Source organism: Streptomyces sp. NPDC021100, assembly GCF_044333095.1.
Lineage (GTDB): Bacteria > Actinomycetota > Actinomycetes > Streptomycetales > Streptomycetaceae > Streptomyces.
Genome location: NZ_JBIRQH010000005.1, coordinates 199,717 through 214,213, shown reverse-complemented (window position 1 = coordinate 214,213; position 14,497 = coordinate 199,717). Strand labels below are relative to the sequence as shown.

The window sequence follows — 14,497 nt, the reverse complement described above, 5'->3', positions numbered from 1 at the left end:
CTTCCCGTATACCCAGCAGTGTGGACAATAAGGGCATGAGTCAGCTGGGGGATCAGGGACAAGAGGACGCCTGGTGGGCGGAGTTGTACGGCCGGACCACGGACGGTCCGGGCGCCGCCGCCGAGGAGGACAGCCTCGACGACCGGTTCGCTTCCGCCGCGGCCGTCGTCGGCGGCGACCCGCCGCCCCAGGGCTCCCCCCGCCCGCCGGGCCGCCCGGCCCGCGGCGCGCACCCGCCGAGCGGGCTGCCGGCCCGCGCGGCCTGGTCGGTCTCCCGGGCCGGCGGACTTCCGGATCCCTCCCGGCTGCCCCCGCTCCCCGACCTGGCGGGCCCGCTCCGCGGCACCCCGCCACCCCCGCCGCCTCCTCCACCACCTCCACCCCCACCGCCCCCGCCACCGCCGTCCGCGGCCTCCCGCTGGGACCTCAACACACCGCCGCGCGGCGCCCGGCCGGGGACCACGGCGCCGGGCCGCACGCCCTCCTCCTCACCGCCGGGGCCCGAGATTCCGAACCGGGGGGACGGCCGCTCCGGGCGAGAGGAACGGCCCGGGGCGGGCGGCCGGGCCGGGGGAAGCGACCCACGCCGGGCCGGCGGGCGACGAGAGACGGCCGACCGGCCGGACGGCCCGCACCGCTCCGGTCGTACGGATCCCCCGGGCCGCCCTGACCGGCCGAGGTCGGCGAGCCGTCAGCCCTTCGCCGCCAACCGGCCCGACGCGACCGGCCGTTCCGAAGGATCGAGCGCCCCCGCCGACCGGCCGCCAAGGGGCGGAAACCGGCCGGGAGCGGCCGACGACGGCTTCGCTTCCGGCACACCCGACGCCCCCGGGCCCGCGCGGGCCTCCGGCGGCGCGGCGGTCGACGGCCCGCGCACGCCGGACGCGCGGGAACCGATGAGCGGCGGAACCGGACGACCCGACGGTACGGGACGGCGTGAAGCCCCCGCACGCCGTCCCACCGGCGGCGGCAGGCGTCCCGCACCGCTCCCCGATCCGAACGGAACCCCGCCCCGCCCCGACAACGGCCAGAACGGCCCCAGCCCCGCACCCACTACCCGGCGACCGGAACCCTTCACCGGCGGCCCGGACGCCGCCATCCGACCGGAAGGCTTGCCTGGGCAGCAGGCCCCCAACCGGTCGGCTGCCTCCGCCGGACCGGAGTTTCCCGCGCGACGGGATGCCTTCGCCGGGTCGGATGCCCCTGATCGGCCTGAGGCGTCCACCGGATCGGAAGGTTTGGCCGGTCAGGAGGACGGCGACCGGTCGGCTGCCTCCGCTGGGCCGGAAGCTTCCCGGCGGCGCGGTGCCTCCGCTGGACCGGCTGGCCGGAACCGTTCGGATGCCTTCGCCGGATCGCCGGATGGCTTTGGCCAGCCGGAGGTTTCCGCCCGGCGGGGTGTTTCCGGTGGGCCGGGTGCCCCTGGTCGGCCGGAGGCGTCCGCTGGGGCTGAAGCCTTGGATCGGCCGGAAACCACCAATGGGCCAGGTGCCTCTGCCGGGCCGGGAGCTTCGCCCCGGCGGGAGGCCGCCACGGGGCCGGAGGCTCCCGGCGGCTCGGAGGGCTTCGCTCGGAGGCCTGCCGCCGCCGGGTCGGAAGGCTCCCCGGACGCCTTTGCCGGTTCGGATGCCGCGAATCGGTCGGGTGCCTTCGCTCGGCCGGAGGCTTCCGGCGGGTCGGAGGGCTTCGCCCGGCGGGACGTCTCCGCCGGGCTGGAAGCCTCCCCCCGACCGGACGCCTCTGCCGGTTCGGATGCCGCACACCCGTCCGGTGCCTTCACCTCCGCTGGGTCGGAAGGTCGCGCCCGGCGAGATGTCTCCGCCGGGCGCGGGGCATCCGCCGGACGGGACGTCTCCGTGGAAGCGGAAGCTCTTGATCGGCCGGTGGCCTCCCCTCGGCCGGGGACCTCCGCCCGGCGGGAGGTCTCCGCTGGGCCGGAAGGCCCTTCCCAGCCGGGAGCCTCCGCCCAGCCGGGGACCCCCGCCCAGCCTGGAACCTCCGCTCAACCCGGAACCCCCGCCCGACCGGACGCCCCGGCGAGGTCCGGTGCCCCCGCGTCGTCCGGCCGTTCCACGTCGTCCGGCCGTTCCGCGCGGGCTGACGTTCCCGCGCTGCCCGAATCCTCCGGGGCGCCCGAAGCCGCCCCTCGTACCACCGGCCCCGCTCGCCTTACCCACCCCGCCCGTCCCGAACTCCCCACCCTCCCCGACCTCTCCGCGCTCATCGGCGCGCCCCGGGTCCCCGAAGTCCACACCTTCCCCCATGTCCCCGTACCCCACGTCGCCGCCGGCCCGCCGGAAGTGGCGGAGGCGTCGGGGCCGTCGGACGCCTCCGATCCCCCCGCGACCCCCGATGCCTCCGGCGCCTTCGGCGCCTTCGCGTCCGATCCTCCGGTGGCGTGCGAGTCGGCCGCGTCGCTGGAGGCCGCCGTGGTGCCGCAGGTGCCCCGGCCGCGGCGCCGGGAAGGTGTCCGGCCGCGGGCGCAGGAGTACGTCGGGCAGGGGCCGCCGACCTACGAGGCCGAGCCGACCGCCTGGCCCGCCGCGGACCCGGGCGGGCTGGAGGACCTCGTACCCGACACCGTCCTCGACGGCGCCCGGTACGGCGCCATGACGCTGCGGGCCGTCTCCCTGCGCGGCGACTCCGCGCGCTACCGCGGCGAGCCGCGGCGGGACGCGCTGCTGACCGCCCGGTTCGGGAGCGGGGACGGGGCCGTGCTGCTCGTCGCCGTGGCGAGCGGCGCCCGCGCGGCCGAGGGCGCGCACCGGGCGGCGCGGGACATCTGCGCCTGGCTGGGCAGCGCGGTCGGGCGCAGCCACGCCCGGCTGGGGGAGGACATCCGGGCCGGCCGGCGCGGCGAACTGCGCTCCGGGCTGCACCGGCTCACCGACCGCTCGTACGGACGCCTCCGCACCCGAGCCGCCGAACTCGGCCTGCCGCCCGCCGAGTACACCGCCGCCCTGCGCTGCCTCCTGCTGCCGGCCGACCCCCGGTGCCGTACCCGCGTGTTCTTCGGCGTGGGCGGCGGCGGGCTGTTCCGGCTCCGCGAGGGCGCCTGGCAGGACCTCGACCCGGCCACGCGCCCGGCCGGCGCGGATCAGGGTGCCGACGGCACCGGCGGCGACGCGCTGTGCGACGACCGCATCACCGTCGACCTGGGCATCCCCACCCCCGGCACGACCCCCGTGATCGATCCCGAGGAGGTGCCGACCGAACCCTTCCGGTTCCGGGCCGCGGTCGCCCGGCCCGGTGACGCCCTGCTGCTCTGCAGCGCCGGTCTCGCCGAACCCCTGCGCGGCGAACCGGCGTTGGCCGACGCTCTCGCCGAGCGGTGGGGAACGCGCGCACAGCCGCCGGGGCTGGCCGAGTTCCTGTCCGACGCTCAGCTGCGCGTCAAGGGGTACGCGGACGACCGTTCGGCCGCCGCGATCTGGGAGGCGTAGGAGAGCACGGGAGGACGGCCTTTCCCCGCGGTATCCGGTTGCCCTGTCCGGAGATCGAATACCGGCGCGTCACCGGCGCGTTCCGCCGGTGCCGTGCGCCGCGAGAGGTTTCCGCATTTCCGCCGCATCACCATGTTGATGACTCAACAGGAGTCGTTTCTGTGCAGGCGGGGCATGCATTTGCCGTGAGCCTGTTCGATGCCGGGGCGCCGGGGAGGGGTCGGGGCGAACGGAAATGAAGCGGCGGACTGCACACTGGTTGGGCGCGGGGAACCGCGAAGGTCGGGAAGGGTCCGCGGGCGTCACGGCTCGGAACGAGGTGAACGGCGGGGAGAGCGAGCCCTTCTGGGAAAGACGGCTCGGGCGCGACGATCTGGCGGCGGTCGCGGGGGTACGGGCGGGGCTGCGCCGGTTCCTGGCCCACTGGGGCGCGCCCGGCCGGGCGGAGACCGCCGAGCTGCTGACGAGCGAACTCGTGACCAACGCCCTGGTGCACACCGACGGCGGCGCGGTGGTGACGGCCGTACTCGGCGGTGGCCCGCCGGCCGTCGTCAAGGGGCTGCTGCGCGTGGAGGTGCGGGACACGCTGCCCCGGCGCCCGGTGCTCCGGGCGTCCGACGCCGGGCCACCGGCCCGGGAGGGCGCTGCGCGGACGGACGAGGGCCGGTGTGCCGGCGAGGGCGCGGCGACCTCCGGGCGCGGTCTGCTGCTCGTCCAGGCCCTGGCCGACGACTGGGGGGTCCGGGCGCACGGCACGGGCAAGGCGGTCTGGTTCGAGCTGGCGGCGGAGGAGCGCTGACGAGGAGCGCTGACGAAGGGCGCCGGCGAAGGGCGGTGAGGGACGGCACGAAGGAACGGGCGGAAAGGGTGACGCGACGCCGCCCGTCCGCTCCGAGCCGGTGAACGCGCCCGGAGCGAACGGGTCAGCCGAACTGCCGCTCGATGCGTGCCAGTTTCTCCTCCAGGGAGTCGAGCCGTCGGATGGGCTGGGTGTCGTCCTCGGCGGTGAGGTCGATGGGGCCGGGGTGGCCTGCGGTGTTGCTCGCGGCGCCCGCCGCGCCCGCCGTGTTCACGGCCTGGAGCGGCCGGCCGCGCGCGGGGAGCTGCTCCTGCTCGGTTATGGAAGGCTCCGCCCCGGACTGCGAGCCGATCTGCGCCGGCTGGGGTGCCGCCGGCACCGCCGTCACCTCCACCTGCCGCCCGCCGCGGGCGCGCCCCCACAGCACGCGGTGCTGCCGGTTGTACGCCTTCAGCCGCGCGCGTTCCAGCTTGCCGGCCTCCCGGCGGCGCAGCCGGTGCTGGCGGCGCTGCCGCTTGTCCTCGCGGACCTCGTCCACGGCCTCGTCCAGCGTCCGTACGCCTTCGAGCAGCATCAGCGACCAGGCGCCGAACGTCTCGCGCGGCGCCCGCAGCCAGCGGACCATCCGGATCTGCGGCAGCGGGCGGGGGACCAGGCCCTGTTCGCGCAGGGCGGCCCGGCGGGTCTGCTTGAGCGCGCGGTCGAAGAGGACCGCGGCCGACAGCGACATGCCGGCGAAGAACTGCGGGGCCCCCGCGTGGTCCATGCCGCGCGGCGCGTGCACCCAGTTGAACCAGGCGGCGGCGCCCGCGAAGGTCCACACGAGCATGCGGGAGCCGAGCGCCGCGTCGCCGTGGCTGGCCTCGCGGACGGCCAGGACCGAGCAGAACATGGCGGCGCCGTCGAGCCCGAAGGGCACCAGGTACTCCCAGCCGTCCGTCAGGCCCAGGTTCTGCCGTCCGAAGCCGACCAGACCATGGAAGGAGAGGGCGGCGGCCACCGCCGCGCAGCAGAAGAGGAGTACGTAGGACGCGCTGCCGTACAGCGCCTCCTTGCGCCTCCTGCGTTCCTCGGTGCGTTCCCAGGAATCCGTGGCCGTCGCGTCCTCCGGACCGCCGTGGCGGCCCCGGGAGAACACCGTCACCGCCACCACGGCTCCGGCGAGGGCCACGGCACTGGGCAATACCCAATTCAGCGGTATGTCGGTCACTCTCATCTTGCGTCCCTTGCATCGCGGTACCGGCCTTTCGCGCGCCATCCTGACGGAATCGGCCAGAGCGCCAAGCGGTTTCCGGGCAACTCGCCGCCAATGGACGCCAAGGACATACGGATAGGTGTGTATTGCTTCGAACGCCCTGCTGCGCGACGGTAATTGGGTTCTAACCAATCCACCCGTTCGAGTGGATTGGAGATGATCAGCTTGTGCTCGGTCGGGTGATACGAAGGGTGTCGTGTGGTGCTCGTGTCGGCTGCCGCGTCATCGGCCGGTCGGCCGGAGGGCGGACCCGGACATCCTCCGTTCCGAGACGGTCGGGCCTTACTTCGTGACGATCGGGGTTTGAGCCGTCGGATCCTCCGCCTATGGTTCGAATGAGACATAGGAGGACCTCTCATGGAGCAGGGCAGACCCCACCCGGCGGTGCCGTACCCGCGCACCGCCGCGCCCGCGCGCGTACCGCTCACCGAGGGCGCCGGGGCGCGTGGTGAGCATGTGCACGGAGACCGTTGCGAGCACGTCCAGCACGGTGAGCACGTCCAGCACGGGGAACATGGCGAGCGCGGTGAGTACGGTCGCGGTGCCCCCGGTCGTGGAGGGCACGCGCACGCGTACGGGGCCGCCGGTGCGCCGGCGGCCGGTGTCGGCGTTGGCGTCGGTGTCGGTGTGGCGGCCCGGCGCATGCCGACGCGCTATTCCGTCCGCGGCCAGGTCCTCGACGCCCTGCGCAAGGCCCTGGTCAGCGGTGAGCTCATCCCCGGGGAGGTCTACTCGGGCCCCGCGCTGGCCGAGCGGTTCGGGGTCTCGGCGACGCCGGTCCGGGAGGCGATGCAGCAGTTGGTCGCCGAGGGCGCGGTCGAGGCCGTGCCCAACCGGGGCTTCCGGGTCACCAGCCGGTCCGCCCGCGACCTGGCCGAACTCGCCGAGGTCCGCGGACTGCTGGAGGTGCCCGTCCTGCTCCGGCTGGCCCGTACGCTGCCCGCGGCCCGCTGGCGGGAACTGCTGCCGCTCGCCGAGACGGCGGAGGCCGTCGCCCGGGGCGGTGACCGCGCCGCCTACGCCGAGGCCGACCGCGCCTTTCATCGCGCCCTGCTCGGCCTCGGGGGCAACCGCCAACTCGTCACCGTCACCGACGAGCTCCACCGGCGCGCGCAGTGGCCGACCCCCGACGCCCCGGTCCGGCGCACGGAGGACCTCGTCGCCGACGCGGCCGAGCACGTCGCCCTGCTCGACGCGCTCGCCGCCCGCGACCTGCCGGCCGTCGAGTCCCTGCTCCGCGGCCACTACACGGGGGCCGCGCACTGAGCCCGCCCGCCGGGGGCGCTCAGCCGCCCGCCGCGCCGCCCGGTGCCTCCGCCGTGTCCGCCGCCCCCGTCGGGCGCGGGGGCAGCCGGTCCGCCAGCCAGGACGGGACCCCGCCCAGCAGCCGGACCAGCCGGCCCGCCTCCTCGCGCAGCCGGGTCGCCTCGGCCGGGTCCGGAAGGACGGCGGCGAGCGAGACGAGGGCCGGCGCGATCCCCACCAGGTAGCCCAGCTCCTCGCGGATGCGCAGCGACTCGGTGTAGCCGTGCCGGGCGTCGGCGGTGCGGCCGTCGTGCTCCGCCATGGCCGCCAAGTGCCGCCAGGTGAACGAGAGCAGCAGCCGGTGGCCGTGTTCGGTCGCCCCCGCGTGGGCCCGCCGGAAGGCCGCCGTGGCGTCGGACGGGTTGTCCGAGAGGTGCTGGGCGATCAGGCCGCGGCGGAAGTCGAGCAGGGGGCGGCCGGGGGAGTGGGGCGCGAGCAGTGCCGCCGCGCGCCCCAGAGCGGAACGTGCTTCGTCCGCCCGGTCGCGTACCCCCAAAAGAGTGGACAGGTAGGCGAGGTGACCCCGTTCGCAGGCCGCCGCGCCCCGCTCCTCGTCGTCCGCGGCCAGCGCCTCCGCGCCGCGCAGCGCGTCCTCGGCGGCGCTCCAGCCCTCGGCGGTGAACACGCAGCGCTCGATCAGTACGGCCGTGCGCCACCGCGCGGCGCCCGGGTCCGCCGCCGCGCGCGGGGCGATCAGCTCGGCGGCGTCCTCCCAGCAGGCCCGCGAACGGAGCCGCCACACCGCGCGCTCCAGCGGTCCGTCCTGCGGGCTCGGCCCCTGTGGTCCCCATGGTTCCGTCAAGCCAGAATTCCGCATGGCGGTATCCGCCACAGTGCCCTCCCCAAGCGCGCCGTCGAGCTGGAAGCCAAGCCTGCTCCGATCACAGCACGCGGAACCGGGCCCGGCCAAGAGGCCGGTGTGAACCAATTCACAAAGCTTGGGGTGGACTTCGGCCGGGAGTGCTGCGAAGATCGCTGCCCCCTCGTCCCGCCCGCCCGTTGACCAGGCCTTTCCGGCGGGCGGCGGCGATCGCCGTCCGGGCGGCGGAGGGGAAAATCCCTCGCGCGCCATCCCTGCCCCTGGCACCATGGCCCGCGCGCACCACATCGCGCACCACCACGCCGCACAAGGGAGACGACCGGACGATGCGCCAGGCCCTCGGAAACATCCAGCGCCCTGACCGGACGACCGTTCCCGAGGACTTCTCCCCTGATGCGCACCTCCAGCCCGGCCCCGACTGCCCGGGGCTTTCTGAACATCGGCATTCTGGCGCACGTCGACGCCGGTAAGACCAGCCTCACCGAGCGCCTGCTGTTCGACACCGGCGCCATCGACCGGCTCGGCAGCGTCGACGCCGGCACCACCCGTACCGACTCCGGTGAGATCGAGCGCCGGCGCGGCATCACCATCCGCTCCGCCGTGGCCTCGTTCACCGTCGGCGGCCTCCACGTCAACCTCATCGACACCCCCGGCCACAGCGACTTCATCGCCGAGGTGGAACGCGCCCTCGGTGTGCTCGACGGGGCGGTGCTCGTGCTGTCCGCCGTCGAGGGGGTGCAGGCGCAGACCCGGGTGCTGATGAAGACCCTGCGCCGGCTGGGGCTGCCCACCCTGGTCTTCGTCAACAAGATCGACCGGACGGGGGCGCGCGAGGCCGAGACGCTGTCCGCGATCCGGACACGCCTCACGCCGCGCATCGTCCCCATGAACACCGTCCACGCCATCGGCACCCGGGACGCCCGGACGCTGCCCGGCTCCTTCGACGACCCCGCCTTCCGCGAACGCGTCGCCGAAGCGCTGGCGGAGGACGACGACGCGCTGCTCGCCGACCTCGTCGAGGACCGCGTCCCCGACGCCGGACGGCTCCGGTCCGGCCTCGCCGACCACACGGCGCGCGGCCTGCTGCACCCCCTCTGCTTCGGCTCCGCCCACTCGGGGCAGGGCGTGGCGGACCTCCTCGACGGCATCGCGCACTGGCTCCCCGGCCGGGGCGCCCCGGAGCGGACCACCGAGGACCACGCGCCCGCCGGACCGGCCGCTTCCGCCGCCCCCGTCGGCACCGTGTTCGCGGTCGAGCGAGGCGCGAACGGGGAGAAGACCGCGTACCTCCGCCTCTTCTCCGGCACCCTGCACCGCCGCGACCGCGTCACCCTGCACCGGCACGGCCCCGACGGCAGCGCCGGTGAACTCACCGGCCGCATCACGGCACTTGAGGTCGTCGGAGCGCCGCCCGGCGCCGACCACCGGCTGACCCCCGGCGGGATCGCCCGGCTCCGCGGCCTGCCCGGCGTCCGCGTCGGCGACCGCCTCGGGCCCACGCCCGCGTCCGACGACGCGAGTGGAGACGGTGGCGTGGTGCCGCGATTCGCCCCGCCGAGCCTGGAGACGGTCGTCCGGCCCCGGCACCCGGAGGACACCCCGCGCCTCTACGCCGCGCTGGCCGCGCTCGCCGACCAGGACCCGCTGATCGGCACCCGCCCCCTGCCGGACGGTGCCGGCACCTCCCTTCTGCTCTACGGCGAGGTCCAGAAAGAGATCATCGCGGCCACCCTCGGCGAGGAGTTCGGGATCGAGGCCGTCTTCGAGGAGAGCCGCACGGTCTTCCGCGAACGCCCCACCGGGAGTGGCGCCGCCTACGAGGGCATCGACCGCCACCGGACGCCCGCCTTCTGGGCGACGATCGGGCTCCGGGTGGACCCCGGCGCGCCCGGCTCCGGCGTCGCGTTCCGCCGGGAGACGGAACTCGGCGCGATCCCCCTCGGTTTCGACCGCGCCATCGAGGAGACCGCGCGCCGCACCCTCGAACAGGGCCTGTACGGCTGGCCGGTCACCGACTGCGTCGTCACCCTCACCCACTCCGGCTACGCCAGCCCGGTGAGCACCGGGACGGACTTCAGGTCACTCACCCCCCTCGTCCTGATGCGCGCCCTCGACGAGGCCGGCACCCGGGTGTACGAGCCGTGCCACGCCTACGAGGCGGAGGTGCCCGCCGACGCGCTGAGCGCCGTGACGGGCCTCCTCGCCGAGCAGGGGGCCAGGATCCGGGACACCGTGCCCGGCCGTGGCACCTGGCTGGTCAAGGGCACCATCCCGGTGCGTCGGGTGGCGGCGGTGGAGCGGCGCCTTCCGGCGCTGTCCCGGGGCGAGGGGCTCTGGTGGTCGGCCCCCACCGACGACCTGCCCTGCCCCGGAACCCCGCCGGTCCGGGCCCGGACGGACGGCGACCCGCTCAACCGCGCGGCCTACCTGCGGCACGTGGGCCGGGGCTGAGAAACCCCGGCGCGCCCGAGCCCGATCCCGAGCCGAGCCCGATCCCGAGCCGAGCCCGAGCCAAAGCCGGTCCCGGGCCGCGCCCGAGCCGAGTCACGGCCGAGTCGGGGACAAGCCGGCGCCGGCGTTCCCCTCCTGATGTACGTCGGCGCCGGCCTGCCCCCTGGTTCGTGGGGTCAGTAGACGATCCGGTACTGGTTCCAGCCGGAGTTGCCTATCTTCTCCTTGGCCGCGAAGGGCGCGGACGCCTTGCCCGTGCCCTTGTAGCGCCACAGCGCTCCGGACTTGTCGCGGGCCACCAGGTCCGTACGCCCGTCGAAGTCCGTGTCGCCGGCGCCGTGAAGCAGATTGAACTGGTTCCAGCCGCCGCCGATCCTCGTCCGGCCCGCGAACGGCTTGGTCCAGTCGCCCGTGCCCTTGTAGAGCCAGAGCACCCCGTCCTTGTCGCGGGCGACGATGTCCGTCTTCCCGTCGCCCGTCAGGTCGCCCTTGCCGGTGATCTGCGTGTACTGCCCCCAGCCCGGCCCCACTTTCTTCTTGCCGGTGAGCGAGCCGTCCGCCTTGGCCAGGTAGAGCCAGAGCACCCCCTGCCCGTCCCGGACCAGGATGTCCGGCTGCTTCGCCCCGCCCAGGTTCCCCGGTGAGAAGAACGTGTCGTACGCGCCCCAGTCGGACGCCACCTGGCGTCGCACCCCGTCCAGCGGCTTGTCGAGGATCACCTTGCCGTCGGTGGTGAGGTAGTACGCGTCCCCGTCGTAGTAGTTGTCCGCGTCACTGTCCACCTGCGTCGCCGCCCGCAGCTTCGGCAGATCGAGGAGCCCGTCCATGCGGGGCTCCAACTTGCCTCCCATGCCCCACATGTAGGTGAAGTCCTTGCCGCCGCCGTCGACGACCTCCAGCGGGAAGTGCGGCGCGTCACCGGGCAGCACCCGTGCCAGCTTCTGGCGCGCCGTCAGGGCGGACCGTCCGGGGCCGTCATCGGCCACGGCCGCACCCGCGGCGGTCACGACGAGCGTGGCGGCGGCCACCAGTGCGGCGAGGCCAGGAAGTCGGTTCACGTCTCAATCTCCGTAGTGGGTGGTGAACAGGGCACGGCCACACGGGCCGCCTGACTGGCCGTCACGTGCCTCCGTGTCCCCATATCATTTCACAGTCCTGGCGACTGTCAACCGAGTTCACACTCCCGTGTTTCGCGTGGGGGAGCGGGAAGGATTCGGCCCCCGCGTCTGTTCTGCGCAAGGAATGGATCATGAACGCTCGACGGAAGGGTGAAGCCGTGTCAGTGGCATTCGGCGAGGAGACGCGCAAGCTGTTGGACGGGAGGAACTTCGCCACCATCGCGACGCTGGGCCGGGACGGCGCGCCGCAGACCTCGGTGGTCTGGGTCGCGAGGGACGGCGACGCGGTGCTGTTCTCCACCACGGCGGGCCGCCAGAAGGCGCGCAACCTCGCCCGCGACCCGCGGATCAGCCTCACGGTCTTCGACACGGCGAACCCGTACCGGTCCGTGGACATCCGCGGCACCGCCGAGCTGATCGAGGACCGGGAGAAGTCGCTGTCGCGCGAGCTCTCCCAGAAGTACCTCGGCGAGAATCCGCCGCCCGAGTCGGACGACGTGCTCCGGCTCATCGTCCGGGTGACGCCCCGGAAGGTCACCGGCTTCTCCGTCTGAAGCCGGCTCGTCCGCCGCCTCGGTCGCCCCCCCCCGCCGCCCCGCCGCCCTCCAGCGCGGTCCGGTCCGGTGTGGTTCGGTCCGAACCCGTTCAGGATTCCGTGCGTGCCGTGCAGCCGCGGACGTCGGCGGTCAGTTTCGCCAGGAGACCGGCGAGCGTGGCACGTTCGGTGTCCGAGAGGCCCTCGACGAGGGTGGCCTCGCGGCCGAGGACCGTGTCGACGGAGCGTTCGATGAGGGCGTGGCCTTCGGGGGTGAGGGTGACCAGTACGGCTCGCCTGCCCGTGGTGCCTGGTGTGCGTTCGACGAGTCCCTCGCGTTCGGCCCGGGCGACGCGTTGCGAGATCGCCCCGGCGGTCACGAGGGTGCGGCGGGTGAGTTCGCGGGTGGTGAGGGCGTAGGGCGGCCCGGAGCGGCGGATGACGGACAGGAGGTCCAGGGTGGCCGCGTCGATTCCCGCCTGCCGGAGGGCCCGGTTGCGGTCGTCCGCGAAGAGTTTGGCCAACTGCCAGACGGGAGTGACGATCTCGATCGATCCGGTCGGTGTGCCCGGCCGTTCCCGGCGCCAGGCCGCGGCGATCTCGGCGGCGGAATGAACGGGTTCGGGCGGTCCGGAGACCGGGATCGCGGAGACGGCCGATGTGGCGTCCGGCGCGGTGCGATCCCTCGGATTGGCGTCCACTGCTGATCCCCTGGCTTGGCGTCCACTGCTACGTTTAGATCTAAACGTAGCAGTGGACAGGAGGATCCCGTGACACGCACCGTTCTCATCACCGGCGGCACCAGCGGCATCGGCCGGGCCGTCGCCGCGGCGTTCGCCGCCGACCGGGCCGAGGTCTTCATCACCGGACGCACCCCTGACACCGTCGAGCGCACCGCCGCGGAACTGGGGGTGCGCGGCCTCGTCTGCGACGCCGCCGACCCCCGGCAGGCCGAGGCGCTCGCCGCCCGGCTCGACGGCCTGGACGTCCTGGTCAACGCCGCCGGCGGACTGGCCCGGACGGGTGCCCGGGAGGAACCCGGCCTTGACGCGCTCCTCGCGCAGTGGCAGGAGAACCTGGCACAGAACCTGCTGACCGCCGTCCTCACCACGGCCTCGGTGCGCGACAAGTTCACCGGTGGCGGCTCCGTCGTCAGCATCGGTTCGATCGGCGCCGAGCGCCGGGGCGGCGCGTACGGGGCCGCCAAGGCCGCCCTGGCCGCGTGGAACGCCTCGCTGTCCGCCGAACTCGCCCCCCAGGGCGTCACCTGCAACGTCATCGCCGCGGGGTACGTCGCCGGCACCAACTTCTTCCACGGCGGACTGAGCGAGGAGCGCGAACGCGCGCTGGTGGAGGAGACGCACGTCAAGCGTCCGGGGACGGTCGAGGACATCGCCCGGACCGCGCACTTCCTCGCCTCGCCGGGAGCCCGGCACATCACCGGGCAGACGATTCACGTCAACGGGGGAGCGTTCACCACGCGTTAGGGGGGCGCGCCGCCCGGGCCCCGTCCCCTCAGCCGCCCGGCGCGAGCAGCAGCGCGAACCCCGACAGCGTCGCCATCGAGACCAGGGTCGAGGCGACCACCGCGTCCCGCGCGAGGGCCGTGGCCGCGCCGTACTCGCGGGCGTAGACGTAGACGTTCTGCGCGGTGGGGAGGGCCGAGCAGACGACGGTGGCGAGGAGTTGGTGGGGCGGGAGGTGGAGGGCGAAGCGGCCGGTGGCGTAGGCCGTCGCCGGTTGGGCCACGGTCTTGAGGAGGACGGCGATCCCTGCTTCCGCCCGTGACGCGGCAGTTCCCGCCCCGGCGTCCGGGTGGCGGCCGCGGCCGTGCAGCGACAGGCCCAGCATGACCAGCGCCGTCGGCACGCCCGCCCGGCCGAGCAGGTCGCAGGAGCCGTCCAGGGCGCCGGGCAGCCGCCAGTGCGCGGCCGAGAAGACGGCACCCGCGGCGGCGGCCAGGACGATGGGGTTGCGGACGGGCGCCAGGAGCGCGTGCCCGGCGCGTCGGCGGCCCTCGCCCGTACCGGCGCCGAGTACCGCCAGCATCAGGGGCGTCACCACCAGCACCTGGAACAGGATCACCGGCGCCACCACCGACGCGTCGCCCAGGACCTGCGCCGCGACGGGGATGCCGAGGTTGCCGGAGTTGACGTAGCCGGCGACGAGCCCGCCGACCGCCTGCTCGGCGGGCTTGCGGTGGAAGAGCCGGCGGGACGCGACCGCCCCCAGCAGGAGGGCCACGGCGGTGCCGGCCGCGAAGGCGAGCATCGAGGCGTTCGCGAAGCCGGCCAGCGGAGCCCGGGCGAGAAGCGTGAACAGGGCCGCCGGCATGGCGATGTTGAAGACGAAACGCCCCAGGATCTCTTCCGCGTCCGCGCCGAGCAGCCCTGTCCTGCCGGCCAGGTAGCCGACCGCGGTCAGGGTCCAGAGCGGGACGAAGGCGGAGAGCAGCCCGGGGAGCGCGTGCGCGGTGGGCAGGGCGAGCACGGCGGACGGGGTGGGCACGGCGGGCATGACGGGCATGGATCCTCGGACGGGCGACCCGTCGGGGGACGGGGGCGGAGGGCGGATCGTGGCGTGGCGGGGAGCGGAGGGACGGGTGTGGCGGCACCGGTCCGTCGTGGGGCGGGCGAGTTGAGGCGGGACGAGATGGGGCGGGCCCCCGGGCCTTGGCCCCCGGGCCTTGGCCCCCGGGCCTTGGCCCCCGGGCCTTGGCCCCCGGGCCTTGGCCCCCGGGCCTTGGCCCCCGGGCCTTGGCCCCCGGGCCT

At 74.8% G+C, this 14,497-nt stretch carries 12 protein-coding genes; 6 read left to right on the top strand and 6 right to left on the bottom strand.

Annotated features, from left to right (window positions below):
• Positions 1 to 2,393 precede the first annotated feature (2,393 nt).
• The gene (locus tag ACH4PU_RS13070) at positions 2,394 to 3,443 is read left to right on the top strand and encodes a protein phosphatase 2C domain-containing protein (protein ID WP_398270450.1); all 1,050 of its coding nucleotides are present in this window, start codon (positions 2,394 to 2,396) and stop codon (positions 3,441 to 3,443) included.
• Between the two features lie 235 nt (positions 3,444 to 3,678).
• Positions 3,679 to 4,242 carry an ATP-binding protein gene (locus ACH4PU_RS13065; protein WP_398270447.1) on the top strand — a complete coding sequence of 188 codons (564 nt, stop codon included), beginning with the start codon at positions 3,679 to 3,681 and terminating at the stop codon, positions 4,240 to 4,242.
• Between the two features lie 124 nt (positions 4,243 to 4,366).
• On the opposite strand, the gene ACH4PU_RS13060 is transcribed toward ACH4PU_RS13065, so the two are convergent.
• Together ACH4PU_RS13060 and ACH4PU_RS13055 are read right to left on the bottom strand one after the other, a co-directional pair.
• Entirely contained in the window at positions 4,367 to 5,458 is a 1,092-nt protein-coding gene (locus tag ACH4PU_RS13060) for a DUF2637 domain-containing protein (protein WP_398270444.1), read from the bottom strand.
• Between the two features lie 363 nt (positions 5,459 to 5,821).
• A complete protein-coding gene (locus ACH4PU_RS13055) occupies positions 5,822 to 6,061 on the bottom strand; it encodes a hypothetical protein (RefSeq protein WP_398270920.1) in 240 nt (79 codons plus the stop codon).
• On the opposite strand from ACH4PU_RS13055, the gene ACH4PU_RS13050 reads away from it, so the two are divergent.
• Positions 5,954 to 6,763 carry a GntR family transcriptional regulator gene (locus tag ACH4PU_RS13050; protein WP_398270905.1) on the top strand — a complete coding sequence of 270 codons (810 nt, stop codon included), beginning with the start codon at positions 5,954 to 5,956 and terminating at the stop codon, positions 6,761 to 6,763. The genes ACH4PU_RS13055 and ACH4PU_RS13050 overlap by 108 nt on opposite strands.
• Positions 6,764 to 6,782: 19 nt before the next feature.
• Here the strand turns inward: ACH4PU_RS13050 and ACH4PU_RS13045 are convergent, their stop codons facing one another.
• Positions 6,783 to 7,619, bottom strand: a complete 837-nt coding sequence (locus tag ACH4PU_RS13045) for a hypothetical protein (RefSeq protein ID WP_398270441.1) — start codon at positions 7,617 to 7,619, stop codon at positions 6,783 to 6,785.
• A gap of 396 nt (positions 7,620 to 8,015) precedes the next feature.
• Here ACH4PU_RS13045 and ACH4PU_RS13040 point away from each other — a divergent pair, with 396 nt between their 5' ends.
• Complete coding sequence (locus tag ACH4PU_RS13040; protein ID WP_398270438.1) at positions 8,016 to 10,073, top strand: GTP-binding protein; 2,058 nt, start codon at positions 8,016 to 8,018, stop codon at positions 10,071 to 10,073.
• Positions 10,074 to 10,249: 176 nt separating this feature from the next.
• Here the strand turns inward: ACH4PU_RS13040 and ACH4PU_RS13035 are convergent, their stop codons facing one another.
• The gene (locus ACH4PU_RS13035) at positions 10,250 to 11,131 is read right to left on the bottom strand and encodes an FG-GAP repeat domain-containing protein (RefSeq protein WP_398270436.1); all 882 of its coding nucleotides are present in this window, start codon (positions 11,129 to 11,131) and stop codon (positions 10,250 to 10,252) included.
• Positions 11,132 to 11,349: 218 nt separating this feature from the next.
• Between ACH4PU_RS13035 and ACH4PU_RS13030 the strand changes: the two genes are divergently transcribed.
• Complete coding sequence (locus ACH4PU_RS13030) at positions 11,350 to 11,745, top strand: PPOX class F420-dependent oxidoreductase (RefSeq protein ID WP_398270433.1); 396 nt, start codon at positions 11,350 to 11,352, stop codon at positions 11,743 to 11,745.
• 91 nt (positions 11,746 to 11,836) lie between these two features.
• Here the strand turns inward: ACH4PU_RS13030 and ACH4PU_RS13025 are convergent, their stop codons facing one another.
• Positions 11,837 to 12,370 (bottom strand): MarR family winged helix-turn-helix transcriptional regulator, encoded by a 534-nt coding sequence (locus ACH4PU_RS13025; RefSeq protein ID WP_398270902.1) that lies wholly within the window; start codon positions 12,368 to 12,370, stop codon positions 11,837 to 11,839.
• Between the two features lie 126 nt (positions 12,371 to 12,496).
• Here ACH4PU_RS13025 and ACH4PU_RS13020 point away from each other — a divergent pair, with 126 nt between their 5' ends.
• Entirely contained in the window at positions 12,497 to 13,213 is a 717-nt protein-coding gene (locus tag ACH4PU_RS13020; RefSeq protein ID WP_398270430.1) for an SDR family NAD(P)-dependent oxidoreductase, read from the top strand.
• A 28-nt stretch (positions 13,214 to 13,241) separates the two neighbouring features.
• Here the strand turns inward: ACH4PU_RS13020 and ACH4PU_RS13015 are convergent, their stop codons facing one another.
• Entirely contained in the window at positions 13,242 to 14,252 is a 1,011-nt protein-coding gene (locus tag ACH4PU_RS13015) for an AEC family transporter (RefSeq protein WP_398270427.1), read from the bottom strand.
• Positions 14,253 to 14,497: the final 245 nt, after the last annotated feature.

What these genes read in the sequence shown, in the direction of transcription:
- ACH4PU_RS13065 (WP_398270447.1), top strand. Translation starts at nt 3,679, where the DNA reads ATGAAGCGGCGGACTGCACACTGGTTGGGCGCGGGGAACCGCGAAGGT.
- ACH4PU_RS13045 (WP_398270441.1), bottom strand. Translation starts at nt 7,619, where the DNA reads ATGCGGAATTCTGGCTTGACGGAACCATGGGGACCACAGGGGCCGAGC.
- ACH4PU_RS13015 (WP_398270427.1), bottom strand. Translation starts at nt 14,252, where the DNA reads ATGCCCGTCATGCCCGCCGTGCCCACCCCGTCCGCCGTGCTCGCCCTG.
- ACH4PU_RS13060 (WP_398270444.1), bottom strand. Translation starts at nt 5,458, where the DNA reads ATGAGAGTGACCGACATACCGCTGAATTGGGTATTGCCCAGTGCCGTG.
- ACH4PU_RS13040 (WP_398270438.1), top strand. Translation starts at nt 8,016, where the DNA reads ATGCGCACCTCCAGCCCGGCCCCGACTGCCCGGGGCTTTCTGAACATC.